General features: G+C 64.2%; 19 protein-coding genes. 12 read left to right on the forward strand and 7 right to left on the reverse strand.

Annotation, left to right across the window (positions count from 1 at the left end):
* The first annotated feature begins 7 nt into the window (after positions 1–7).
* The gene (locus XI02_RS42525) at positions 8–1,201 is read left to right on the forward strand and encodes an O-succinylhomoserine sulfhydrylase (RefSeq protein ID WP_018269089.1); all 1,194 of its coding nucleotides are present in this window, start codon (positions 8–10) and stop codon (positions 1,199–1,201) included.
* A gap of 272 nt (positions 1,202–1,473) precedes the next feature.
* Here XI02_RS42525 and XI02_RS42530 read toward each other — a convergent pair whose 3' ends face one another.
* From XI02_RS42530 to XI02_RS42555, 6 genes are all read right to left on the reverse strand, one after another.
* Positions 1,474–2,247 (reverse strand): SDR family NAD(P)-dependent oxidoreductase, encoded by a 774-nt coding sequence (locus XI02_RS42530; protein WP_038376643.1) that lies wholly within the window; start codon positions 2,245–2,247, stop codon positions 1,474–1,476.
* Between the two features lie 153 nt (positions 2,248–2,400).
* On the reverse strand, positions 2,401–3,546 hold the full coding sequence (gene pimD, locus XI02_RS42535) for a pimeloyl-CoA dehydrogenase small subunit (protein ID WP_172646520.1): 1,146 nt from the start codon (positions 3,544–3,546) through the stop codon (positions 2,401–2,403).
* A 100-nt stretch (positions 3,547–3,646) separates the two neighbouring features.
* Positions 3,647–4,837, reverse strand: coding sequence for a pimeloyl-CoA dehydrogenase large subunit (pimC, locus tag XI02_RS42540; protein ID WP_057016017.1), 1,191 nt, complete (start codon positions 4,835–4,837; stop codon positions 3,647–3,649).
* A gap of 157 nt (positions 4,838–4,994) precedes the next feature.
* The gene (locus tag XI02_RS42545) at positions 4,995–6,182 is read right to left on the reverse strand and encodes an acetyl-CoA C-acyltransferase (protein WP_016847570.1); all 1,188 of its coding nucleotides are present in this window, start codon (positions 6,180–6,182) and stop codon (positions 4,995–4,997) included.
* Entirely contained in the window at positions 6,179–7,867 is a 1,689-nt protein-coding gene (gene pimA, locus XI02_RS42550) for a dicarboxylate--CoA ligase PimA (protein ID WP_172646519.1), read from the reverse strand. The genes XI02_RS42545 and pimA overlap by 4 nt, the downstream gene beginning before the upstream one ends.
* 175 nt (positions 7,868–8,042) lie before the next feature.
* Positions 8,043–10,139, reverse strand: a complete 2,097-nt coding sequence (locus XI02_RS42555; RefSeq protein ID WP_172646518.1) for a 3-hydroxyacyl-CoA dehydrogenase NAD-binding domain-containing protein — start codon at positions 10,137–10,139, stop codon at positions 8,043–8,045.
* Between the two features lie 170 nt (positions 10,140–10,309).
* On the opposite strand from XI02_RS42555, the gene XI02_RS42560 reads away from it, so the two are divergent.
* The 11 genes from XI02_RS42560 (at position 10,310) to XI02_RS42610 (ending at position 23,159) form a co-directional block, all read left to right on the forward strand.
* Entirely contained in the window at positions 10,310–11,176 is an 867-nt protein-coding gene (locus XI02_RS42560; protein ID WP_018269093.1) for an IclR family transcriptional regulator, read from the forward strand.
* A gap of 69 nt (positions 11,177–11,245) precedes the next feature.
* Positions 11,246–12,043: an ABC transporter ATP-binding protein gene (locus XI02_RS42565; RefSeq protein ID WP_016847575.1), complete on the forward strand. Its 798-nt coding sequence runs from the start codon at positions 11,246–11,248 to the stop codon at positions 12,041–12,043.
* A complete protein-coding gene (locus XI02_RS42570) occupies positions 12,040–12,753 on the forward strand; it encodes an ABC transporter ATP-binding protein (protein ID WP_018269094.1) in 714 nt (237 codons plus the stop codon). Before XI02_RS42565 ends, XI02_RS42570 begins: the two co-directional genes overlap by 4 nt.
* A 13-nt stretch (positions 12,754–12,766) precedes the next feature.
* The gene (locus tag XI02_RS42575) at positions 12,767–13,645 is read left to right on the forward strand and encodes a branched-chain amino acid ABC transporter permease (protein ID WP_016847577.1); all 879 of its coding nucleotides are present in this window, start codon (positions 12,767–12,769) and stop codon (positions 13,643–13,645) included.
* Between the two features lie 2 nt (positions 13,646–13,647).
* Entirely contained in the window at positions 13,648–14,670 is a 1,023-nt protein-coding gene (locus XI02_RS42580) for a branched-chain amino acid ABC transporter permease (protein WP_038376647.1), read from the forward strand.
* 29 nt (positions 14,671–14,699) lie between these two features.
* Complete coding sequence (locus XI02_RS42585; protein ID WP_172646517.1) at positions 14,700–15,929, forward strand: ABC transporter substrate-binding protein; 1,230 nt, start codon at positions 14,700–14,702, stop codon at positions 15,927–15,929.
* Between the two features lie 118 nt (positions 15,930–16,047).
* A complete protein-coding gene (locus XI02_RS42590) occupies positions 16,048–17,274 on the forward strand; it encodes an ABC transporter substrate-binding protein (protein ID WP_172646516.1) in 1,227 nt (408 codons plus the stop codon).
* A 277-nt stretch (positions 17,275–17,551) separates the two neighbouring features.
* Positions 17,552–18,778, forward strand: a complete 1,227-nt coding sequence (locus XI02_RS42595) for an ABC transporter substrate-binding protein (RefSeq protein WP_069280351.1) — start codon at positions 17,552–17,554, stop codon at positions 18,776–18,778.
* A 159-nt stretch (positions 18,779–18,937) separates the two neighbouring features.
* On the forward strand, positions 18,938–20,164 hold the full coding sequence (locus XI02_RS42600; RefSeq protein ID WP_194483337.1) for an ABC transporter substrate-binding protein: 1,227 nt from the start codon (positions 18,938–18,940) through the stop codon (positions 20,162–20,164).
* Between the two features lie 265 nt (positions 20,165–20,429).
* Positions 20,430–21,662, forward strand: coding sequence for an ABC transporter substrate-binding protein (locus tag XI02_RS42605; RefSeq protein WP_172646515.1), 1,233 nt, complete (start codon positions 20,430–20,432; stop codon positions 21,660–21,662).
* Between the two features lie 213 nt (positions 21,663–21,875).
* Entirely contained in the window at positions 21,876–23,159 is a 1,284-nt protein-coding gene (locus XI02_RS42610) for a glycerate kinase (RefSeq protein WP_172646514.1), read from the forward strand.
* Here XI02_RS42610 and XI02_RS42615 read toward each other — a convergent pair.
* Positions 23,156–24,385 carry a GNAT family N-acetyltransferase gene (locus XI02_RS42615; RefSeq protein WP_172649012.1) on the reverse strand — a complete coding sequence of 410 codons (1,230 nt, stop codon included), beginning with the start codon at positions 24,383–24,385 and terminating at the stop codon, positions 23,156–23,158. The genes XI02_RS42610 and XI02_RS42615 overlap by 4 nt on opposite strands.
* Positions 24,386–24,470: the final 85 nt, after the last annotated feature.

A 24,470-nucleotide genomic window follows, 5' to 3' on the forward strand; every position in this document is an offset into this window, starting at 1 on the left:
AGGTCACATGTCTGAATCTGAAGGTACCGCCCGCTTTCGTCCCGAAACCCGCCTCGTCCATGGCGGCACGCTCCGCTCGCAATTCGGGGAGACGTCGGAAGGGCTGTTTCTCACCCAGGGCTACGTCTACGACACCGCCGAGCAATGCGAGGCGCGCTTCAAGGGCCAGGACCCCGGCTTCATCTATTCGCGCTATTCCAATCCGACGATTGCGATGTTCGAGCGCCGCATGATCGAGCTCGAGGGCGCGGAAGCCGCGCGCTCGACCGCGACCGGCATGGCCGCGGTGACCACCGCGATCCTCGCGCCGCTGAAGGCCGGCGATCACGTGGTGGCCTCGAAGGCCCTGTTCGGCTCCTGCCTCTACGTGGTGCAGGACCTGCTGCCGCGCTACGGCATCGAGACGACCCTGGTCGACGGCCTCGATCTCGACCAGTGGCAGCGCGCATTGCGGCCGAACACCAAGACCTTCTTCCTGGAGAGCCCGACCAATCCGACGCTCGACGTGCTCGACATCGGCGCGATCGCCAGGATAGCGCATAGCGGCGGCGCCCGGCTGATCGTCGACAATGTGTTCGCGACGCCGATCTGGCAGAGCCCGCTGTCGCTCGGCGCCGACGTCGTGGTCTATTCCGCGACCAAGCATATCGACGGCCAGGGCCGCTGCCTCGGCGGCGTCATCCTGTCGTCGGAAGCCTTCATCGCCGAGCACATCCATAATTTCATGCGCCAGACCGGTCCGTCGCTGTCGCCGTTCAACGCCTGGGTGCTGCTGAAGGGACTGGAGACGCTCGGCGTCCGCGTTCGCGCCCAGACCGAGAACGCGGCGAAGATCGCCGAGGCGCTGGCCAGGCATCCGAAGATCACGCGGCTGGTCTATCCGGGCCGCCCCGATCATCCGCAGGCCGAGACGGTGAAGAAGCAGATGGGCGCCGGCTCGACGCTGGTCGGCTTCGAGGTGAAGGACGGCAAGGCCGGCGCCTTCCGCTGCCTCAACGCGCTGAAGATCTCGCGCATCTCCAACAATCTCGGCGACGCCAAGAGCCTGGTGACGCATCCCGCGACCACGACGCATCAGCGCCTGGCGCCGGAGGCCCGCGCCGAGCTCGGCATCAGCGAAGGCTTCATTCGCTTCTCGGCCGGGCTCGAGCATCCCGACGATTTGATCGAGGATTTTGAGCGGGCGCTGGAGCGGGTTTAGGGCGAACAGATAGGCTTGGAGAGCTCGGCGCCCTCTCCCGCTTGCGGGCAGGGCTATCGCATATGCCCCTTGGCGACCGCGCAAGTGCTTGGCCTCGTGGTTCGAGACGCGCCGCAAGCGGCGCTCCTCACCATGAGGGTCTACTATTGTGCCGCAAAACAAGACCTCATCCTGAGGAGCCCGCCGAAGGCGGGCGTCTCGAAGGATGGCCACGAGGGCACCGCCACGAAATGCGATAGCCCTCGCGCGCGGGGGAGGCGAAGGAACGGCCCTTACGTCGCCGCCGTGGTGACGCCGCCGTCGACCACGATGGTCTGGCCGGTCATGAAGGTCGAGGCGTCGGAGGCGAGATAGGCCACGGCGCCGGCGATCTCGTCGGGCTCGCCGATGCGGCGGAGCGGCGTCGATGCGGTGCGGCGCTTCAGATTATCCGGGTCCTCCCACAGCGCGCGGGCGAAGTCGGTTTTCACCAGGCCGGGCGCCACGCAGTTGACGCGCACACCCTTCGGGCCCCACTCGCCGGCGAGGCTGCGGCACAGCGCGAAGTCGGCGGCCTTGGAGATGCCGTAGGCGCCGATCACGGTCGAGCCGCGCAGGCCGCCGATCGAGGAGATGATCACGACCGAGCCCTTGCCGCGCTCGGCCATCTGCGGGATCGCCAGCGCGGACAACCAGATGTTGCTCTTGACGTTCGAGCCCATGATCTTGTCGAAGGCCTCGTCCGTGATGTCGAGCAGCGGGCCGTAATACGGGTTCACCGCGGCATTGCAGACCAGGATGTCGATCTTGCCGTAGTGCTTGATCGTGCCCGAGACCAGCGCCTCGACCTCGTTGCGGCGCGCGATGTTGCAGGGGATGACGAGCGCATCGCCGCCCGCCTGCTTGATGCCGTCGGCGACTTCCTGGCAGGCATCCGCCTTGCGCGAGGAGATCACGACCTTGGCGCCGAGTTTTGCCAGAAGCTCCGCCGAGGCGCGGCCGATGCCGCGGCTCGAGCCGGTGATGACCGCGACCTGGCCGGTGAGATCGAACGGGGTGTTCTTCATTGCGAGCGCTCCCTCTTCTTTCTTGGCTTGCTCTTTTTGTCCGTCATGGCCGGGCTCGTCCCGGCCATCCACGTCTTGCTTTGCCGCCAAGACGTGGATGCCCGGCACGAGGCCGGGCATGACGATCTTGGCGCGGATGCAACCTCGCGCGGCTTAAGCCAGCAGTCCGCCGCCCTCGCTGACGCGACGGAGGTGGTAGTCGGTGTCGCCGAGCGTGTTCTCGATCATGGTCAGTCGCTTGAAGTAGTGGCCGATCTTGGCCTCCATGGTCATGCCGATGCCGCCATGAAGCTGGATCGACTGCTGGCCGACGAACTTCAAGGACTTGCCGACCTGTACCTTGGCGGCGGCAACCGCTGACGAACGCTCCTTGGCATCGTCGAAGTCCGACGCCATGGTGGCGAACATCGACATGCTGCGGGCCTGCTCCAGCGCGACGAACATGTCGGCGGCACGGTGCTGCAGGCTCTGGAACGAGCCGATCGCAACGCCGAACTGCTTGCGGGTCTTGATGTACTCGACGGTCTCCTTCAGCGACTCGTCCATCGCGCCGACGGCTTCCGCGCACAGCGCAATGCGGGCTTCGTCGGCGACGCGCTCGATCAGGGGCAGGCCGTTCTCGGGATCGCCGATCGCAGCGTCAGCGCCGACCTCGACATTGGTGAAGGTGATGTCGGCCGCGTGCAGGCCGTCCTGGGTGGGATAGCCCTTCCTGGCAACGCCCTTGGCATCCGCCGGAACCAGGAACACGCCGATGCCGGTCTTGTCGCGCTGGCCGCCCTTGGTGCGCGCGGTCACGATCAGCGTGTCGGCGTTCTCGCCGTTGAGCACGACAAACTTCTCGCCGTCGATCACCCAGCCGGCGCCCTTCTTCTTGGCCGTGGTCACGACGTCGAAGAGATCGTAGCGCGAGTTCTTCTCGAGCTGGGCGAAGCCGAAGGTCTTGCTGCCGTCGATGATGCCGGGAATGTACTTGGCCTTCTGCTCGGCCGAGCCGCCATGGCGCAGGAAACCGCCGGCGACCACGACAGTCGCGAGATAGGGCTCGACCACCAGCGCCTTGCCGAGCGCTTCCATCACGATCATGGTCTCGACCGCGCCGGCGCCGAAGCCGCCGTCGGTCTCCGCGAAGGGCAGACCAAGCAGGCCCTGCTCGGCGAGCTTGCCCCAGAGCGCTTTGCTCCAGCCGCCCTTCTCCTTCATGTACTTCTTGCGCGCATCGAAGTCGTAGGCATCCGCCAGCAACCCGTCGACGCTTTCCTTGAGAAGGCGCTGCTCCTCGGACAGATCAAAATCCATTTTACCATCTCTCCAAAATCACGCGGGCGCTTGCCCTGATCTCCACTCGTCATCCCCGCGAAGGCGGGGCATGCGCGGGGGACGACATCGAACTTGTGGCTTACAGCCCCAGCACGGCCTTGCTGATGATGTTGCGCTGGATCTCGTTGGAGCCGCCGTAGATCGAAACCTTGCGGTTGTTGAAGTAGCTCGGCGCGATCTGCGCGGTCCAATCCATGCTCTCGTTGGAGCCGGCGTCGCCGTGCTCGTCATAGGGCGCGGCGAACGGACCGATGATCTCCATCAGCAGCTCGGTCGTGGTCTGCTGGATCTCCGAGCCCTTGATCTTGAGCACCGAGGAGGCCGGATTGGGCTTGCCCTTGCCGTGCTTGCCCTCGTCGGCGACGACGCGGAGCTGGGTCAGCTCGAGCGCCTTCAGCTCGATCTCGCAGGCCGTGAGCTTCTCGCGGAACGCCGGATCCTCGATCACCGGACGGCCGCCGGCCTCGACCTTGGAGGCCAGCGCGCGGATGCGGCGCAGCCGCTCCTTCGACACGCCGACCCGGGCGATGCCGGTGCGCTCATTGCCGAGCAGGAACTTGGCGTAATCCCAGCCCTTGTTCTCCTCGCCGATCAGGTTCTCGTAGGGCACCTCGACGTCGTCGAAGAACACCTCGTTGACCTCGTGGCCGCCGTCGATGGTCTGGATCGGGCGCACGGTGACGCCCTTCGACTTCATGCTGAACACGATGAAGGAGATGCCCATCTGCTTCTTCGCGGCCGGATCGGTGCGGCAGAGGCAGAAGATCATGTCGGCGTGCTGGGCGAGTGTGGTCCAGGTCTTCTGGCCGTTGATGATCCACTTGTCGCCACGGCGCTCGGCCTTGGTCTTCAGCGACGCGAGGTCCGAACCCGAGCCCGGCTCCGAGAAGCCCTGGCACCACCAGTCGTCGACATTGGCGATCCGCGGCAGATATTCCTTCTTCTGCTTCTCGTTGCCGAAGGTGTAGATGACCGGGCCGACCATGCTGACGCCGAAGGCGAGCGGCTGCGGCGCGGGATAGGACTGCAGCTCCTCGTTGAAGATGTAGTGCTGCACGGTGCTCCAGCCGGTGCCGCCATATTCCTTCGGCCAGTGGGTGACGCCCCAGCCCTTCTTGTTGAGGATGCGCCACCAGGTGACCATCTCGTCCTTCGACAGATGGCGGCCTTCCTGCAGCTTGCGCCGGGTCTCCGGCGGCACGTTGTTCTTGAAGAACTCCCGCACCTCCTCGCGAAACGCTATCTCTTCCTTGGTGAAAGCGAGATCCATCGGATCCTCCTTTTAAAGTTCAACTGCTTCTTTCCTGGTCGTCCCGGCGAAAGCCGGGACCCAACCACCGGCTTTCGCGTTTGACAGAGCCGGCTGCCGCATGTGCCCAAAGAAAAGCCGCGGCGTATGGGTCCCGGCTTTCGCCGGGACGACAATCCTACTGCAGCACCTCGAACAGGCCGGCCGCGCCCATGCCGCCACCGACGCACATGGTGACGACGGCGTATTTGGCCTTGCGGCGGCGGCCCTCGATCAGCGCGTGGCCGGTGAGCCGCGCACCCGACATGCCGTAGGGATGGCCGACCGAAATCGCGCCGCCATTGACGTTGATCTTCTCCGGATCGATGCCGAGCTTGTCGCGGCAGTAGAGCACCTGCACCGCGAACGCCTCGTTGAGCTCCCAGAGATCGATGTCGTCGACCTTGAGGCCATGGCGCTTCAGCAGCCGCGGCACCGCGAACACCGGGCCGATGCCCATCTCGTCCGGCTCGCAGCCGGCGGAGACGAAGCCGCGGAAGATGCCGAGCGGCTTCAGCCCGCGCTTGGCGGCTTCCTTGTCGCTCATGATCACGGAGGCGCTGGCGCCGTCCGAGAGCTGGCTGGCATTGCCGGCGGTAATGGTGAAGCCCTCGCCGCGCACCGGCTTGAGGCTGGCAAGCCCTTCGGCCGTGGTCTCCGGCCGCGGACCTTCGTCCTGCGACAGCGTCACCTCCTTCATCGTGACGGCACCGGTCGCCTTGTCGGTGACCGCCATCATGGTGGTGATCGGCGCGAGCTCTTCCTTGAACTTGCCGCCCTGCTGCGCAGCCGCGGTGCGGCGCTGGCTTTCGAGCCCATACTCGTCCTGCTTCTCGCGCGAGATGTTGTAGCGCTTGGCGACGATCTCGGCGGTGTCGATCATCGGCATGTAGACCTCGCCCTTGATCTTGAGCAGCGCCGGATCCTGGGCGTGGAACGAGTTCATCTTGTCGTTCTGCACCAGCGAGATCGACTCGCCGCCGCCGCCGACCGCGATCTCGACGCCGTCGAAGATCACCGAGCGCGCGGCAAGCGCGATCGCCTGCAGGCCGGAGGCGCACTGACGGTCGATCGTGGTGCCGGCCACGCTCACCGGCAGCCCGGCGCGGAGCAGCGCCTTGCGCGCGATGTTGCCGCCGGTCGCGCCCTGCTGCATCGCCGCGCCCATCACCACGTCCTCGATCTCCTTCGGATCGACCTTGGCGCGCGCCACCGCTTCGCCGATCGCGTGCCCGAGCAAGGTCGCGCCCTCGGTGACGTTGAGCGCGCCGCGATAGGCCTTGCCGATCGGCGTGCGGGCGGTGGAAACGATAACGGCGTCGGTCATGAGCGGGATCCTGATGCAGTCTGCTGTGGTTTGGATTGAGATGTTTTGGGCTGTTGCTGGCGCAATTCGTGACGCGACAGCTTCCCGACCGGGGTGCGCGGCAGCTCATCGACGAACTCGACCGCCGCCGGCAGTTCGTGCTTGCCGACCTTGCCGGTGAGGAACGCGCGCAACTCGTCGATCGAGAACGCCGGCTGCCCGTCGCGCAGCTTGATGAAGGCCTTTGCCGCCTCGCCGCGGTAATCGTCGGGGATGCCGATCACGATCACCTCCTGCACGGCGGGATGGGTGTAGATCGCCTGCTCGATCATCTGCGGATAGACGTTGAAGCCGCCGGAGATGATCATGTCCTTCTTGCGGTCGACCAGATAGAAATAGCCGTCGGCATCCATGTAGCCGATGTCGCCGGTGAGGAAGCGGTCGCCGACGAAGGCCTCCGCGGTCTCCGCCGGCCTGTTCCAGTAGCCCTTGGTGACGTTCGGGCCGCGGATGCGGATTTCACCGACCTCGCCGACCGGCATCACCCTGGTGGAATCCTCCAGCGACACCACGTCCATCTCGATGCCGGGCAGCATCAAGCCGATCGAGCCCGGCTTCTCCGGCCCCTCCTTGGGATGGCCGGTGCCCGGCGAGCAGGTCTCCGTCATGCCCCAGCCGCTCTTCAGCTTCATGCCGACGCGGCGCTCGAAGATCTTCGCGACCTCGACCGGCAGCGGCGCGCCGCCGGAGCCGGCGACCACCAGCGAAGAGAGATCGCGCTTGTCGAGATCGGGCAGCGAGGCGATCGCGATCCACATCGTCGGCACGCCGGGAAACACCGTCGCGCGCTTGACCTCGATGTCGCGCATCACGGCCTCGACGTCGAAGCGCTGGTGCAGCGAGATCAGATGGCCGCGCCGGATCGCCGACAGCAGCACCACGGTCAGCGCGTAGATGTGAAACAGCGGCAGCACGCAGATCACGCGCTCGATCGCATTGCGTTCGAGCCGCCCGGGCTTGCCCCAGACGTCGTAGATCGACACCGCCGCGGTGAGATTGCCGTGGCTGAGCATGGCGCCCTTGGGCAGGCCCGTGGTGCCGCCGGTATATTGCAGCAGCGCGACGTCCTCGACGTCGACCGCCGGCCATTGCGACGGCCTGGTCGCGCCGTCGATGAACTGGCGGTGCGTGATGATGGCAGGATCGTCGGGCAGCGCGGCTTGCGGCGTGCCGACCTTGCCCCAATTGTCGTCCTCGCAGACGATCAGACGGTCGAGCAGGCCCTTGGCAAGGAATTTCAGCGCGGTCGGCAACAGCGCCGAGAGATTGCTGGTGACCAGCACCCGCGCGCCGGAGTCGGAGAGTTTGTGCGACAGCGCGATCTCGCCGTCGAGCGGCGACAGATGCACGACGCGGGCGCCGGCTTTCAGCGCGCCGAAGAAATTGATCGGATGGTCAGGCGAATTGCCGAGGAACAGCGCGACCGACGTGCCCTTGCCGTAGCCGGCCCGCATGAAGGCCGCAGCAGCGGTCTCGACCAGGGCCTCCAGCTCGGCGTAGCTGATCGGCCGGTCGCGGAATTCGAGCACCGGGCGCGCGCCGAACTCGGCGGCGGCGCTCGAGAGCAGATCCGGCAGCGTGCCGCGCGTGATCTCGTCGCTCCACCGCACGCCGTTGGGATAATATTGTTCGCCGGGATAGGTCATGGAAACGTTCAACACCTGTTAGGTGAGCACCGGCGTGTGGGCTCCCCTCCCCCTTGTGGGGAGGGGTTGGGGAAGGGGGTTCACACGGGAAGTCCCGATGCGGCCACCCTCTCCCTAACCCTCTCCCACAAAGGGAGAGGGAACCCGAACACCGAGCCAGCGGCCCCAAGAAAGATCACGCCGCCTTCGACGGCGCGGCGAGCGAGGCGAAGGTCTTGCCCTCGTCGGCGAGCTTCTTGAGCAGCGGCGCCGGCTCGAGCGAGGGATCGTTGGTCTCCTTGGCGTAGAAGGCCAGGCGATCGGCGATGTGCTTGAGGCCGACGGTGTCGGCCCAGAACATCGGACCGCCGCGATAGATCGGCCAGCCATAGCCATAGAGCCAGACCACGTCGATATCCGACGGACGCACCGCGATGCCCTCGGCGAGGATCTTCGCGCCTTCGTTGATCATCGGGTACATCATGCGCTCGAGGATCTCGTCGTCGCTGACGACGCGCTTCTTGCGGCCGAGGCGCGCCAGCGTCTCGTCGATCAGCTTCTCGACCTCGGGATCGGGCAGCGCCGCGCGCGAGCCCGCCTCGTACTTGTAGTAGCCCTTGCCGGTCTTCTGGCCGAAGCGGCCGGCTTCGCAGAGCGCGTCGGCGATCTCCGACTTGATGCCGCGGTCCTTGCGCGAGCGCCAGCCGATATCGAGACCGGCGAGATCGCCCATCGCGAACGGGCCCATCGGCATGCCGAACTTCGTCACCACGGCGTCCACCTGCTGCGGCAGGGCGCCCTCGAACAGCAGCTTCTCGGACTGCTTGCCGCGCTGCGCCAGCATGCGGTTGCCGACGAAGCCGTCGCAGACGCCGACCACGGCCGGCACCTTGGCGATCTTGCGGGCGATCGAGACGGCGGTGACCAGCGCGTCCGGCGCGGTCTTGTCGGCGCGCACGATCTCGCAGAGCTTCATGACGTTGGCCGGCGAGAAGAAGTGCATGCCGAGCACGTCCTGCGGACGCTTGGTCGACTTCGCGATCTCGTCGATGTTGAGATAGGAGGTGTTGGAGGCCAGCACCGCGCCTGGCTTGGCATACTGGTCGAGCTTGCCGAACACTTCCTTCTTGACCGCCATGGTCTCGAACACCGCCTCGATCACGAGATCGGCGTCGCCGACGTTCTCGATGCCGACGACGCCGTTGATCAGTGCCATGCGCTTGGCGGGCGCGTCCGCCGGGATGCCACCGCGCGCGGCGGTCGCCTCGTAGTTCTTCTGCATGATGCCCATGCCGCGCTTGAGCTGCTCCTCGCCGGTCTCGATCAGGGTGACCGGGATGCCGGCATTGGCGAACGACATCGCGATGCCGCCGCCCATGGTGCCGGCACCGAGAATGGCGACGCGCGCCACGTTGCGGCCCTTGGTGCCCTCGGGGACACCGGAGATCTTGGCGGCTTCGCGCTCGGCGAAGAAGGCGTAGCGCTGCGCCTTGGACTGGTCGCCGTTCATCAGCTTGAGGAAGCCTTCGCGCTCCTTCTTCAGGCCCTCATCGAACGGCAGGTCGATCGCGGCGCCGACGGCGTCGGCTGCGGCGAACGGCGCCTCGAGGCCGCGCGACTTCTTGGTCAGCGCAGCGACGGCATTGGTGAAGATCGAACGATCGGCCTTGGCCGCGGCGAGCTTGCTGTCGTCGTCGCGCAGCTTGCGCAGCGGACGCTTCTCGGCGACCACCTTGCGCGCAAATGCCTCACCGCCCGAGGCCGGTCCCTCGACGATCTCTTCGATCAGCCCGGCCTTCAGCGCCGCGTCCGCGCCGATCGGATCGCCGCCGACGATCATCTTGACCGCAAGCTCGGGGCCGACCGCGCGCGGCAGGCGCTGGGTGCCGCCGGCGCCCGGCAGCAGGCCGAGCTTCACCTCGGGCAGACCGAGCTTGGCGTCCTTGGTGGCGACACGATAATGACAGGCCAGCGCGACCTCGAGGCCACCGCCGAGCGCGGTGCCGTGGATCGCGGCAACGATCGGCTTCGGCGAACTCTCCATCAGGCTCAGCACTTCGGCGAGCCCGGGCGGCTTCGGCGGCTTGCCGAATTCGGTGATGTCGGCGCCGGCGATGAAGGTGCGGCCGGCGCAGGTCAGCACGATGCCCTGAACCTGCGCGTCATCGATCGCGCTCTTGATGCATTCGAAGATGCCGCCGCGCACCGCGGCGCTCAGCGCATTCACAGGCGGACTGTTAACCGTGACGACGGCAATATTGTCATGACGTTCGAGCTTGACGACTTCACTCACCGGGACTCTCCCTGGATGCTTGTTCTTGGACTTGCGTTGAGTAGCTGCACGACTTGCGTTGAGCCGCTACGTTTAGACCAATTTCGCACTGCGAAATTTAATTCCACATCTTGACATGGAGGGTTATTTTGAAGCACGTGCCTTGTCAACGAGCATGACAAGGGCAGGGAATGAAGCGCGCTAGCAAGAAAGCAGCGACCGATCGCAATTTCGTCGTCGCGCTTTCCCGCGGACTGGACGTCCTGCGCGCATTCCAGCCCAATGACGGGCTGCTCGGCAATCAGGAGATTGCAGCCCGCACCAAGTTACCGAAGCCAACCATTTCCCGACTGACCTACACGCTCACCAAGCTGGGATACCTTACACCTGTACCGAAGTTCGAGAAGTACCAGCTCGCGCCGTCGGCGATGGCACTCGGCTACGCCGCGCTCGCCAATCTCGGCGTTCGGCATTTGTCCGAGCCCTATCGAGAAGAAGTGATGCGCGCGACCGGTGGCGCGGTCGCCGTCGGCGGCCGCGACCGCCACAGCATGATCTATTTCGGCCAGAGCCGGAACGGCCTGGCGCTCGGCGTGCAACTCGACGTCGGCTCGCGGGTGCCGATCGCAACCACGGCGATGGGACGTGCCTATATTTGGGCATTGCCGCCCGACGAACGCGCGGCTTTACTGCGCGAGCTGCGCGATCACTACGGCAGCCGCTGGGCCAAGATGCGCGACGGCATCGAGCGCTCCGGCGAGACGGTCGCGAAGCACGGCTTCACGATGTCCGCAGGCGACTGGCAGAACGACGTCGCCGCAGTCGGCGTTGCATTGAGATTGAACGACGGAACCGGTCCGTATGCCTTCAATTGCGGCGCGCCGGCATTCCGCTTCACGGAAGACAGATTGCTCAACGACATTGGACCTCGTCTTGTGGCGATGGTAAGGAACATCGAGCAGGCGCTCGGTGGAATGGCGCCGCAATCCAAAAAAGAAGAACGCAAAAAGACCAGAGTAGGAGGGAAAGTTGCACGTTTGGCCGAGGGGATCAGATAGCCTCCATCACGTCCAGCGAAACACATCGCAGGGCCGCTCGCACCGCTCGACGACGGCGGGCGAGACGAGATGACGCAGGCACAGCTCGCGCAGGGGAATGATCCTCTGCTCGCGGTTCGCGACGTCAGCGTCGTGTTCGGCGGCATCATCGCACTGAACGGCGTGTCGTTCGACATGCGCCATGGGCAGATCCTCGGGCTGATCGGGCCGAACGGCGCCGGCAAGACGACGCTGTTCAATTGCCTGTCGCGGCTCTATCAGCCGTCGTCCGGCGACATCCTGATGGAAGGCAAGAGCATCCTGTCGCGCCCGCCGCACCGGATCGCCGAGATCGGCATCGGCCGCACCTTCCAGAACGTCGCGCTGTTTCCCAACCTGTCCGTGATCGACAATGTGCGCGTCGGCGCGCATGCGCGCACCTCGAGCGACATCGTCAGCGACTCGCTGCGCCTCGCCTGGGTCCGCCGCGGCGAGACCGACATGAACAAGAAGGTGCACGACATCCTCGGCTATCTCGATCTCGAGGACGTCGCCCACACCGTGGTCTCGGGACTTCCGTTCGGCACCCAGAAGCGCGTCGAACTGGCGCGTGCCCTGGCCGCGGATCCGAAGATCCTGCTGCTCGACGAGCCGGCCGGCGGCCTCAATCACGAGGAAGTCTACGTGCTCGGCGACCTGATCCGCAAAATCCGCGACGACCGCAAGATCACCGTGCTGCTGGTCGAGCATCACATGGGTCTCGTGATGTCGATCGCCGACCACGTCGTCGCGCTCAATTTCGGCCGCAAGCTTGCCGAAGGCACGCCGGCCCAGGTCCAGGCCGACCCCGACGTCATCAAGGCCTATCTGGGGAGCAAGGACCAATGACCACGATGCTCAACGTCAAGGACCTGCGCGCCTATTACGGCCAGGTCCAGGCCCTGCACGGCCTCAACTTCTCGCTCAACGAGGGCTCGCTGACCACCCTGCTCGGCGCCAACGGCGCCGGCAAGACCACGACGCTGCGGGCGATCTGCAACATGGTGCGCTCGACCGGCGCGATCGAGTTCGAGGGCAAGCCGATCGGCACGCGCTCGACCGAGAACGTGGTCCGCCTCGGCATCGCCCACGTGCCGCAGGGCCGCGGCACCTTCACCAACATGACGGTGGAGGAGAACCTGCAGCTCGGCGCCATCAGCCGCGCCGACAAGAAGGCGATCGGCGCCGACATCGAGCGGATGTACGAGCATTTCCCGGTGCTGAAGCAGCGCTACACCCAGCAGGCCGGCACGCTGTCCGGCGGCGAGCAGCAGATGCTCGCGGTGGCGCGCGCGCTGATGCTGCGGCCGCGCCTGATGCTGCTCGACGAGCCGTCGTTCGGCCTCGCGCCGCTGATCGTGCGCGACCTGTTCCGCATCCTCGGCAAGATCAATCGCGAGGAAAAGGTGACCATCCTGGTGGTCGAGCAGAATGCGCAGCTCGCGCTCGAGCTCGCCGACCAGGCCTATGTGATCGAAACCGGACGGATCGTGATGTCGGGCAATGCCAAGGACATCGCGAACAACGAAGACGTCCGCAAATCCTATCTCGGCTACTGAGGGAGCTGGCACAATGGAGCTTTTTGCCAACCAGGTCCTGGCCGGCATCGCCACCGGCGCGATCTATGCCTGCATGGCGCTCGCGGTGGTCATGATCTACCAGGCCATCGACCATCTGAATTTCGCCCAGGGCGAAATGGCGATGTTCTCGACCTTCGTGTCCTGGCAGCTGATGCAATGGGGCGTGCCGTACTGGGGCGCCTTCGTGCTCACCGTCGCGTTCTCGTTCCTCGCCGGCATCGTCATCGAGCGGCTGCTGTTCAAGCCGCTGGCGAAGGCGCCGATCCTGACCAACGTCGCCGGCTTCATCGCACTCTACGCGATCATCAACTCGGTCGCCGGCCTGATCTGGGACTTCACCATCAAGCAGTATCCGACGCCGTTCGGCTCCTCGCCGTTCCTCGGCAGCCAGCTGATCTCGACCCACCAGGCCGGCATGATCGGCATCACGCTGTTGATGCTGCTCCTGCTGTTCTTCTTCTTCCGCTTCACCCGGGTGGGTTTGGCGATGCGCGCCGCCGCCTCGCTGCCGGAATCGGCGCGCCTCGTCGGCATCAACACCTCGTGGATGATCGCGCTGGGCTGGGGCATGGCGTCCGCGATCGGCTCGATCGCCGGCATGATGATCGCGCCGGTGGTGTTCCTCGAGCCGAACATGATGCTCGGCGTACTGATCTACGGGTTTGCCGCGGCCGTGCTCGGCGGCCTGTCGAGCCCGTTCGGCGCCGTCATGGGCGGCTTCCTGGTCGGCGTCTTCGAGAACCTCGTCGGCACCTACATCCCCGGCGTCGGCAATGAGCTGAAACTTCCGATCGCGCTTGCGCTGATCATCGTCGTCCTGGTCGTGAAACCGGCAGGCCTGTTCGGCCGCGCCATCGTGAAGCGAGTTTGATCATGAGCGCCGCTGAAGAAGTCGAAGTCCCCACCGAAGGCCAGGCCGTAGAGGCGGTTCCGAAGCGTGCCATGACGCTCGGCTATGGCACGTCGCTTGTGGTGCTTGCCGCGCTGGTCCTGATCCCGCTGTTCGTGAAGAACTTCATCATCTTCCAGATGACGATGCTTCTGATCTACGGCCTTGCGGTGCTGGCGCTCAACATCCTGACCGGCGGAAGCGGCCAGTTCTCGCTCGGCCAGAGCGCGTTCTATGCCGTCGGCGCCTATACCTCGGCGATCCTGATGGAGCATGCGGGCATGAACTATGCCCTCACGCTGCCGATCGCCGGCGTCATCTGCTTCGGCTTCGGCTTCCTGTTCGGCCAGCCGGCGCTGCGGCTTTCCGGCGTCTACCTGGCGCTCGCGACCTTCGCCCTCGCCACCGCGATGCCGCAGCTGCTCAAGCTCGGCTATTTCGAGCACTGGACCGGCGGCGTGCAGGGCCTCGTGGTCACCAAGCCGGACGCCCCCTTCGGCCTGCCGCTGTCGCAGGACATGTGGCTGTATTACTTCACGCTGGTCGTCACCATCGCGATCTACGTCGCCTCGGTGAACCTGCTGCGCTCGCGCTCCGGCCGCGCCTTCATGGCGATCCGCGACAACGAGATCGCGGCCTCCGCGATGGGTGTCGACGTCGCGCTGTACAAGACGCTGGCATTCGGCGTCTCGGCCGGCATCACCGGCGTTGCCGGCGGTCTCGGCGCCATCGCGGTGCAGTTCGTGGCGCCCGACGGCTACACCATCCAGCTCGCGATCTCGCTGTTCCTCGGCATGGTGGTCGGCGGCGTCGGCTGGCTGCCCGGCTCGATCGTGGGCTCCGCCTTCATCATCTTCGTGCCCAACATCGCCGAGGGTATTTCGAAGGGCCTTTCGGGCGCGGTGTTCGGCGTGCTGCTGTTCCTCGTCATCTTCCTCGTGCCGCACGGCGCCAGGCAGGTTGCGATCGTTGCCCACCAACTGGCCGCAAAGTTCAAGAAAAACTGACAGCCTATAGAAGCAAACCAGGAGATATTATGCTTTCTACCGTTCGGATCGCCGCGATTTCCGCGGCGATCGTCGCTGTTGCCGCGACGTCCACTGCCGCATTCGCCCAAAAGAAATACGACACCGGCGCAAGCGATACCGAGATCAAGGTCGGCAACATCATCCCCTATTCGGGACCGGCCTCCGCCTACGGCGTGATCGGCAAGACCGAAGAAGCCTACTTCAAGATGATCAACGATCGCGGCGGCATCAACGGCCGCAAGGTCAATTTCGTCAGCTATGACGACGCCTATTCGCCGCCGAAAGCGGTCGAGCAGGTGCGCAAGCTGGTCGAGAGCGACGAGGTGTTGCTCGTCTTCAACCCGCTCGGCACCCCGTCCAACACCGCGATCCAGAAATACCTGAATTCCAAGAAGATCCCGCAGCTGTTCGTCGCGACCGGCGCCACCAAGTGGAACGACCCGAAGAACTTCCCGTGGACCATGGGCTGGCAGCCGAGCTACCAGAGCGAAGCGCAGATCTACGCCAAGTGGCTGATGAAGGAGAAGCCCGACGCCAAGATCGCGATCCTCTATCAGAACGACGATTTCGGCAAAGACTACCTCAAGGGCACCAAGGACGGCTTTGGCGCCAAGGCGGCCTCCAGCATCATCATGGAGGAGAGCTATGAGATTTCGGAGCCGTCGATCGACGGCCACATCGTCAAGATCAAGGCCGCCAATCCCGACGTGCTGCTGATCTACACCACGCCGAAGTTCGGCGCGCAGACCATCAAGAAGACCGCCGAGCTCGGCTGGAAGCCGCTGCAGATCATCACCAACGTGTCGGCCTCGGTCGGCAGCGTGATGCAGCCGGCCGGCTTCGACAACGCGCAGGGCGTGTTGTCGGCGGCCTATGCCAAGGACGGCGCCGACACACAGTGGGCCAACGACCCCGGCATGAAGAAGTGGGCCGAGTTTCTCGACAAGTACATGCCGGGCGCCGACAAGACCGACGGCGGCTATGTGTACGGCTATGGCGCCGCACAGACGCTCGCCAAGGTGCTCGAAATGTGCGGCGACGATCTCACCCGCGCCAACGTCATGAAGCAGGCGGCGAGCCTGAAGGACTTTACGCCCGACACTCTGCTGCCCGGCGTCAAGATCAACACCTCGGCCACCGACTTCGCCCCGATCGCCCAGCTGCAGATGCAGCGTTTCAAGGGCCAGAAATGGGAACTGTTCGGTGACATCATTTCCGGCGACGTCCCCTCCGAGTGACGTTGCACTGCGGGAATAAAACACAGCCTCCGCGATATCCGTCGCGGGGGCTTTTTGTTGACGCCCTGCGCCGATGGTATTGAATAACCGAAACCAAGAGCCCGAGGTGGGGGAAACCATGACTGCCGTACGCCCGTCCCTGGCGGCGCTGCTGTCCGCATTCGCTCTGATCCTGACGAGCTGCAGTGTCGCGCAGGCGCAGAAGAGATACGACACCGGGGCCAGCGACACCGAGATCAAGATCGGCAACACCATGCCCTACAGCGGTCCCGCGTCGGCCTACGGGGTGATCGGCAAGACCGAGGCGGCCTACTTCAGGATGATCAACGATGCCGGCGGCATCCACGGCCGCAAGATCAAGTTCATCTCCTACGATGATGGCTACTCGCCGCCCAAGACGGTGGAGCAGGCGCGCAAGCTGGTCGAGAACGACGAGGTGCTGCTGCTGTTCGGCTCGGTCGGCACCGCGAGCAACGCGGCGATCCGGAAATACATGAACGAGAAGCAGGTGCCGCAGCTGTTCATCGCTTCCGGCGCCTCGAAGTGGAACGACCCGAAAGATTATCCGTGGACCATGGGCTGGCAACCGTCCTACCAGGACGAGGCGCGGGTCTACGCAAAATACATCATGAAGCACAAGCCCGACGCTAAGGTCGCCGTGCTCTACCAGAACGACGATTTCGGCAAGGACTACCTCAAGGGCCTGAAGGACGCCTTCGGCGACAAGGCATCGATGATCGTCGCCGAGGAAGCCTACGAGACATCCGAGCCCACGATCGACAGTCACATCGTCAAGCTGAAGGCCGCCGGTGCCGACACCTTCGTCAGCATCACGACACCGAAATTCGCGGCACAGGCGATCAAGAAGGCCGCCGAGATCGCGTGGACGCCATTGCAGATCGTCGCCAATGTCTCGGCCTCCGTCGGCGGCGTGATGCAGCCGGCGGGCTTCGAGAATGCGCAGGGTATCCTGTCGGCGTCCTATCTCAAGGACGGCGCCGATCCGCAGTGGGACAAGGATCCCGGCATGGAGAAATTCCTCGCCTTCCTCAAGAAGAATTATCCGGACGCCAATAAGCTCGACGGCGCCACCGCCTTCGGTTACGCCGCCGCGCAGACCATGGTGAAGGTGCTGGAGATGTGCGGTGACGACCTCACCCGCGCCAATGTCATGAAGCAGGCCGCAAGCCTGAAGGATTATGTCCCCGATACGCTGCTGCCGGGTATCAGCATCAACACGTCGGCCACCGATTTCGCGCCGATCAAGCAACTGCGCTTGATGCGGTTCAAGGGCGAAAAGTGGGAGCTGTTCGGGGACATCATTTCGAGCAATCTGAGCAACTGATCGGCACGCCGGTCTGTTCGATCCGCGCTCAACTCAACGGCGCCGCTTTACCCGACCGCAATCTCTGCGGTTGGCGCGGCGCACAAGCCCGCGCGTTGGCGGATTTTTGAGCAGCGGCCCGCTTGAGGGTGATCGACTAAAGACGCAGCCCCTGCGGCAATGCCGCAGGGGCTTTTCATTGAGACACCCCAGGTAAGATGATAGTTTTTACGACCAACAATGAGCTCTCGAAACAGGGGGCCACGACACATCATCTGCAATCAGGGAGAGAAACGGCATGTCTGGAATACGACAATTGACGGCATTTGCCGCTGCGCTTGCGCTCGTCGCCGCATCCGGCAGCGCTGCGCTTGCCCAGAAGAAATACGACACCGGCGCCAGCGATACCGAGATCAAGATCGGCAACATCATGCCTTACAGCGGGGCGGCCTCCGCCTATGGCGTGATCGGCAAGACCGAGGAGGCCTATTTCCGGAAGATCAACGCCGAGGGCGGCATCAACGGCCGCAAGATCAACTTCATCAGCTACGACGATGCGTACACGCCGCCGAAGACCGTCGAGCAGGCGCGCAAACTCGTCGAGAGCGACGAAGTGCTGCTGATCTTCAATTCGCTCGGCACGCCGCCGAACTCGGCGATCCAGAAATACATGAACCAGAAGAAGGTGCCGCAGCTGTTCGTCGCCACCGGCGCCACCAAGTGGAACGACCCGAAGGAGTTCCCCTGGACGATGGGCTGGCAGCCCAACTACCAGAGCGAGTCCATCATCTATGCAAAGTACATCCTGAAGAACAAGCCGGACGCCAAGATCGCGGTGCTCTACCAGAACGACGACTACGGCAAGGACTATCTGAAGGGATTCAAGGACGGGCTCGGCGCCAAGGCAGCGTCAATGATCGTCGCCGAGGACAGCTACGAGGTGACGGAGCCAACCATCGATTCCCACATCGTGAGGCTGAAGGCCTCCGGCGCCGACGTGTTCTTCAACATCACGACGCCGAAATTCGCGGCGCAGGCGATCAAGAAGAACGCCGAGGTCGGCTGGAAGCCGCTGCATTTCCTCAACAACGTCTCCGGATCGATCGGCAGCGTGATCAAGCCGGCAGGCTTCGAGAACGCCCAGGACATCATCTCGTCGCAATATTTCAAGGATCCGACCGACGCGCAGTGGAAGACCGACAAGGCGATGATCGCCTGGAACGAATTCCTCGATAAGTACTATCCGGAAGCGAACCGGGCCGATGCCTCGGTGATGTACGCCTATATCGTCTCGCAGGGACTGGTCCATGTGCTCAAGGCCTGCGGCGACAATCTGACCCGCGAGAACATCATGAAGCAGGCGGCCAGCATTCGCGATTACGAGCCCGGCGGCCTGCTGCCCGGCGTCAAGGTCAACACCTCGGCGACCGATTTCGCGCCGCTCTCGCAACTGCAATTGATCCGCTTCAAGGGCGAGACCTGGGAGCGCTTCGGCGAGGTCTTGAGCGCCGACGTCGGCGGCTAGGCCGGAAAGGTCGACCAAAGATACCGCCCCTGCGGCATTGTCGCAGGGGCTTCTCATTGAGGCGAACCGCCCAAAATGATAATCACTGCAGCCAAATAAAGAGCTCTCAGGCAAGGGGGCCGAGACACATGCGTCTGACAAACAGGGAGAGAGACATAGATGTCCGCCACCAAAAGACTTGCGGTCCTCGGGGCCGCGCTCGCGCTCGTCGCGACATCCGGCAGCGCTGCGCTTGCCCAGAAGAAATACGACAGCGGCGCCAGCGACACCGAGATCAAGATCGGCAACATCATGCCCTACAGCGGCCCCGCGTCCGCCTATGGCATCATCGGCCGCACCGAGGCCGCCTATTTCAAGAAGATCAACGACGCCGGCGGCATCAATGGCCGCAAGATCAACTTCATCTCCTACGATGACGCCTACTCGCCGCCGAAGGCCGTCGAACAGGCCCGCAAGCTGGTCGAGAGCGACGAGGTGCTGCTGATCTTCAACTCGCTCGGCACACCGTCGAACTCGGCGATCCAAAAATACATGAACTCCAAGAAGGTGCCGCAGCTGTTCGTCGCCACCGGCGCCACCAAGTGGAACGACCCGAAGGACTTTCCCTGGACCATGGGCTGGCAGCCCAACTACCAGAGCGAGACCCAGATCTACGCAAAATACATCCTGAAGAACATGCCGAACGCCAAGATCGCCGTGCTCTACCAGAATGACGATTACGGCAAGGACTATCTGAAGGGCCTGAAGGACGGGCTCGGCCAGAAAGCCGCCAGCATGATCGTCGCCGAAGAGAGCTTCGAGACTTCGCAGCCGACCATCGACAGCAACATCGTCAAGCTGAAGGCGAGCAACGCCGACGTCTTCATCGACATCGCGACGCCGAAATTCGCGGCCCAGGCGATCAAGAAGGTCGCCGAGATCGGCTGGAAGCCGACCCACTTCCTCAACAACGTGTCGGCCTCGGTCGGCAGCGTGATCAAGCCGGCCGGCTTCGAGAACGCGCAGGACATCATCTCCGCCGCCTACCTGAAGGACGCTTCCGACAAGCAATGGGACAATGACCCCGGCATGAAGGAGTTCTACGCCTTCATGGCCAAGGACTTCCCCGAAGGCGACAAGCTCGACGGCGGCACCGTGGTCGGCTTCGGCGTGGCGCAGACGCTGGTCCAGGTGCTGAAGCAGTGCGGCGACAACCTGACCCGCGAGAACATCATGAAGCAGGCCGCAAGCCTGAAGGACTTCCGCTCCGAGGTGCTGCTGCCTGGCGTCAAGATCAACACCGCGGCAAACGATTTCGCGCCGATCAGCCAGCTGCAGCTGATGAAGTTCAAGGGCGAAAAATGGGAACTGTTCGGCGACGTCATCAGCGCCGACGTCGGCGGCTGATTTCCTGCCGCCCCTCGACCGGGAATGGCCCCCTGCGATACCGTCGCGGGGGGCTTTTTGTTGGCGCGTTCTCGGGCGAAGCGGGGACCGGTTCGTGCGAAGAAAACGCGTCAGAAACCAGAATTTAGAGCCACGGCCCTGCTCGCAGGCCGGCCCGGCAATGCCCGCTTACACTTTGCCCGGCAATACGCTAGGTAAACCGGCAAGACCCCCGACAAGAAACCGGCGCCCTTGCGCGGCGGCAACAACAAGGAGATTTCGGGAAATGCCGATGCCGATCCGACACCGTGTCGCAACCGCCCTGCTCGGCCTCGCCGTCGCCGCCGCGACCGGCAATGCCGCATGGGCGCAGAAGAAATACGACACCGGTGCGAGCGACACCGAGATCAAGATCGGCAACATCGTGCCCTATAGCGGCCCGGCGTCGGCCTATGGCGTGGTCGGCAAGGCGATGGCCGCGGTGTTCAGGAAGGTCAACGACGACGGCGGCATCAACGGGCGCAAGATCACTTTCGTCTCCTATGACGACGCCTACTCGCCGCCGAAGGCCGTCGAGCAGGCCCGCAAGCTGGTCGAGAGCGACGAGGTGCTGTTCCTGTTCGGCACCCTCGGCACCGCCTCCAACACCGCGATCCAGAAATATCTCAACGCCAAGAAGGTGCCGCAGCTGTTCGTCGCCACCGGTGCGACCAAGTGGAACGATCCGAAGGCCTTCCCGTGGACCATGGGCTGGCTGCCCAGCTACCAGAGCGAGTCGCGGATCTACGCGAAATATCTGCTCAAGGAAAAGCCCGCCGCCAAGGTCGCGGTGCTCTACCAGAACGACGACATGGGCAAGGACTACCTCAAGGGCCTGGAAGACGGCTTCGCCAGCGACCCCGCGCGCGTCGTCGCCAAGGAGAGCTATGAAGTCGCCGAGCCGACGATCGATTCCCATGTGGTGCGGCTGAAATCCTCCAATCCCGACGTCATCGTCTTCTTCACCACACCGAAATTCGGCGCCCAGGCGATCAAGAAGCTCGGCGAGATGAACTGGAAGCCGGTGACCATCGTCTCCAACGTCTCGGCCTCCACCGCGACCGTGATGCGTCCGGCCGGGCTCGACAATGCGCAGGGCGTGATCTCGGCCGCCTACGCCAAGGACGCCAGCGATCCGCAATGGAAGGACGATGCCGGCATGAAGGCGTTCGACGAACTGCTCGCCAAATACATGCCCGATACCAACCGCGTCGATGCCTCGGCGATGACCGGCTACAACATGGCGACCACGATGGTCGAGGTGCTGCGCCGCTGCGGCGACGACCTCACCCGCGCCAATGTGATGAAGCAGGCGGCGAGCCTGAAGCAATTCGCGCAGGGCGGCCTGCTGCCCGGCGTGACGCTGTCGACCGGGCCTGCCGACTTCCAGCCGATCGAGCAACTGCAGCTGATGCAGTTCAAGGGCGAGCGCTGGCAATTGTTCGGCGACGTCATCAGCGGCGAAGTCGGCGGAAACTAGAGGCAGCAGCTTTTTGATTCGATCCGCGCCCTGCGCTCTTATTTCACCTCTCCCGCTTGCGGGGGAGGTCGGATCGCATCAAAGATGCGATCCGGGTGGGGGCTCTTCCCACAATACGATTCGCGGCGACACCCCCACCCTAACCCTCCCCCGCAAGCGGGAGAGGGAAATGCAATCCCATCGTGGCGCCTCCCCTCTCACGAAAGCTCAGCCATGACCGACCGTCGTGCCTTCCTGCGTTCGATCTTCGATGCCGCGGTGGCGGCTGCGCATCCCGATGTCGTGCTGGCGTCGCGGCTGCGGCCGGCGCCGAAGGGCCGCGTGATCTGCCTCTGCGCAGGCAAGGGCGCCGCGGCGATGGCAGCGGCGGCCGAGCGGCATTATCTCGACGCGCTCGAGCTCGATCCGTCGCGGCTGGTCGGCATCGCCACCACCCGTCATGGCCATGGCGTGCCGACCCGCCGCATCAAGGTCGTCGAGGCCGGTCATCCCGTGCCCGACGAGGCCGGGCTCAGGGCGGCGGACGACACGCTGCAGCTCGCCGCGACAGCGACCCCGGACGATCTCCTGCTGGTGCTGCTGACCGGCGGCGGTTCGGCGAACTGGATCGCGCCCGTCGAGGGCGTGAGCTTTACCCAGAAGCAGCAGGTCAACCGCGCGCTGCTGCGCTCCGGCGCGCCGATCGGCGAAATGAATACCGTGCGCAAGCATCTGTCGCGCATCAAGGGCGGACGGCTGGCGCGCGCCGGCCAGCACGCCGCCGAGATCGTGACGCTGGCGATATCGGACGTGCCGCATGACGATCCATCCGCGATCGCCTCGGGGCCGACGGTGCCGGATCCGACCACGCTGGCGGATGCCCGCGCGCTGGTCGCCAGATACAATCTCTCGATCGACGACGCGGTCCGTCGCGCGCTCGACGACCCCGCGAACGAAAGCTGCAAGCCCGGCGATGCCGCCTTCGCGCGGGCGACATTCGAACTGCTGGCAAAGCCGAAGGCCTCGATCGACGCCGCCGTGAAGGTCGCGCAGGACGCCGGCTACGAGACCATCGCGCTCGGCGCCGATCTCGAAGGCGAGGCCCGCGACGTCGCGGCCGAGCATGCGCGGCTTGCGCTGAAGGCGCGCAGCGAAGGTAAGCGGGTTGCGATCATCTCCGGCGGCGAGCTCACGGTGACGGTGCGCGGCAGCGGCCGCGGCGGCCCCAACCAGGAATACGCGCTGGCGCTGGCCGGCCTGCTGAAGGATACGCCCGACGTCGCGGCGCTGGCCGCCGATACCGACGGCGCCGACGGCGGCGCCGGCAGCGCGACCGATCCGGCCGGCGCCGTGATCGACCAGGCGACATTCGCGAAGATGAAATCGATCGGCCTCGATCCGAAGGCCTATCTCGAGAACAACGATGCGACGGGGTTCTTCGCGCAGACCGGGGATTTGCTCCTGACCGGGCCGACGCTGACCAACGTCAATGACGTGCGGGTGATTTTGGTGGATTAGGCTGTGTCCTCGACGGACCCAAGGCCAGTCTCGGGCTGCGCCCAAAGCTCCTGATAGTTACGAAACTTCGCAAGCGTCTCGTCATATCGCGTCGGCTCGAGCACCGGCAAAATGCGCTTCAACACTGAGTTGATCGGCGCGGAGGTGTGCCGGACGTATAAGTCGATCGGGTCAAGCAAGTGCCTCAGGTGCAGCTTTGGATCATAGTTCAGCCCGCTGCTGCGAAACCATTTGTACCCGTTGGCGATTGCCCAGCTCACCATGTCGCGAAACACATAATGATAGAGGTGCAGGTCTAAGGCGACATCGTAGTCGAGACCTATGTACTCCGCATAAATCGCGTCACCGTGTACCATGCATGCGGCAAACGCGACGATCCGCTCGTTCTGACGCCAGAGGAAGAAGCGGACCTTGTCCCCCATCCGCCGCCCCAAGTCGCAGAAGTATTGTTCCGTCAGCTTCTCGAAGTGCAGTTTCGAACGCTGATAGACTTGGAAATACAATGGATAGATCTGCGCGATCACCGGCGTCGCGTCGTTGACGACGTTCATCTCGACGGATGGAGAGGCCCGCGCTGTCGCCTCAAACTTCTTGCGAAGTTTCTTACGGGTTGCGCTGTTGAGCGCATGATTCATATAGTCATCGAAATTGGCGTAATCGATGCAAAGCCTGGTCATGGGCAGGCTGGGGATGCGGGTGAAGCCGTGAGCGATCAGGCAGTCGAGGATTGGTCGGTATCGCGCCGGAAACTCCTTGAGCACGATCAGCCGCGCCCCGAGCCTGCGAGCATGTATTGCAATCGTAGAGGCCAGCAGTTCCGCGCAGCCCCGATGGCAGGCCTCGTTCCCGTCAAGATGACCTTCCCCGGCAACGCACCCCACCATGAGCGCACGGGCGCGCATCAAACCTGGCCACATCCGGCGAATGGCGTCGATGAGTACGCCAAACCGCGGGCTCGCACCGGCCAGCAAATCCAGGTCCATTAGGAAGAATGGCTGTACAGCACAAACCTGGTCAACCGCATCCTTGATGAGGAAATACCGGTAATCGAACTCGGGATGAAGGGTATCCTCGACCAACTCATAGTATCGATGATCCTTGCGCTCGCTCGCGAAGGCGAACTGCCAGCGCGGACAATGCTCCAAATCGCTCCGCACAATGACCTGGAGATGTGGCGGACATTGCATCGGCTCGCGTCCCGTGAGGTCGCCGAGTTGGCTCGTCAAGTGCGCTGTTGCAGCTTCCGGCACGATCTCACGCTCGCCACGGATCCCGGCCCTAGGGCAGCATTTATCACGGCGCCAAAACAAA

It is taken from the genome of Bradyrhizobium sp. CCBAU 21365, assembly GCF_015291305.1.
GTDB lineage: Bacteria > Pseudomonadota > Alphaproteobacteria > Rhizobiales > Xanthobacteraceae > Bradyrhizobium > Bradyrhizobium elkanii.

Excerpts from the sequence above, each read along its gene's own strand:
- XI02_RS42525 (WP_018269089.1), top strand. The coding sequence starts at position 8 with ATGTCTGAATCTGAAGGTACCGCCCGCTTTCGTCCCGAAACCCGCCTC.
- XI02_RS42530 (WP_038376643.1), bottom strand. The coding sequence starts at position 2,247 with ATGAAGAACACCCCGTTCGATCTCACCGGCCAGGTCGCGGTCATCACC.
- pimD (WP_172646520.1), bottom strand. The coding sequence starts at position 3,546 with ATGGATTTTGATCTGTCCGAGGAGCAGCGCCTTCTCAAGGAAAGCGTC.
- pimC (WP_057016017.1), bottom strand. The coding sequence starts at position 4,837 with ATGGATCTCGCTTTCACCAAGGAAGAGATAGCGTTTCGCGAGGAGGTG.
- XI02_RS42545 (WP_016847570.1), bottom strand. The coding sequence starts at position 6,182 with ATGACCGACGCCGTTATCGTTTCCACCGCCCGCACGCCGATCGGCAAG.
- pimA (WP_172646519.1), bottom strand. The coding sequence starts at position 7,867 with ATGACCTATCCCGGCGAACAATATTATCCCAACGGCGTGCGGTGGAGC.
- XI02_RS42560 (WP_018269093.1), top strand. The coding sequence starts at position 10,310 with ATGAAGCGCGCTAGCAAGAAAGCAGCGACCGATCGCAATTTCGTCGTC.
- XI02_RS42565 (WP_016847575.1), top strand. The coding sequence starts at position 11,246 with ATGACGCAGGCACAGCTCGCGCAGGGGAATGATCCTCTGCTCGCGGTT.
- XI02_RS42570 (WP_018269094.1), top strand. The coding sequence starts at position 12,040 with ATGACCACGATGCTCAACGTCAAGGACCTGCGCGCCTATTACGGCCAG.
- XI02_RS42575 (WP_016847577.1), top strand. The coding sequence starts at position 12,767 with ATGGAGCTTTTTGCCAACCAGGTCCTGGCCGGCATCGCCACCGGCGCG.
- XI02_RS42580 (WP_038376647.1), top strand. The coding sequence starts at position 13,648 with ATGAGCGCCGCTGAAGAAGTCGAAGTCCCCACCGAAGGCCAGGCCGTA.
- XI02_RS42585 (WP_172646517.1), top strand. The coding sequence starts at position 14,700 with ATGCTTTCTACCGTTCGGATCGCCGCGATTTCCGCGGCGATCGTCGCT.
- XI02_RS42590 (WP_172646516.1), top strand. The coding sequence starts at position 16,048 with ATGACTGCCGTACGCCCGTCCCTGGCGGCGCTGCTGTCCGCATTCGCT.
- XI02_RS42595 (WP_069280351.1), top strand. The coding sequence starts at position 17,552 with ATGTCTGGAATACGACAATTGACGGCATTTGCCGCTGCGCTTGCGCTC.
- XI02_RS42600 (WP_194483337.1), top strand. The coding sequence starts at position 18,938 with ATGTCCGCCACCAAAAGACTTGCGGTCCTCGGGGCCGCGCTCGCGCTC.
- XI02_RS42605 (WP_172646515.1), top strand. The coding sequence starts at position 20,430 with ATGCCGATGCCGATCCGACACCGTGTCGCAACCGCCCTGCTCGGCCTC.
- XI02_RS42610 (WP_172646514.1), top strand. The coding sequence starts at position 21,876 with ATGACCGACCGTCGTGCCTTCCTGCGTTCGATCTTCGATGCCGCGGTG.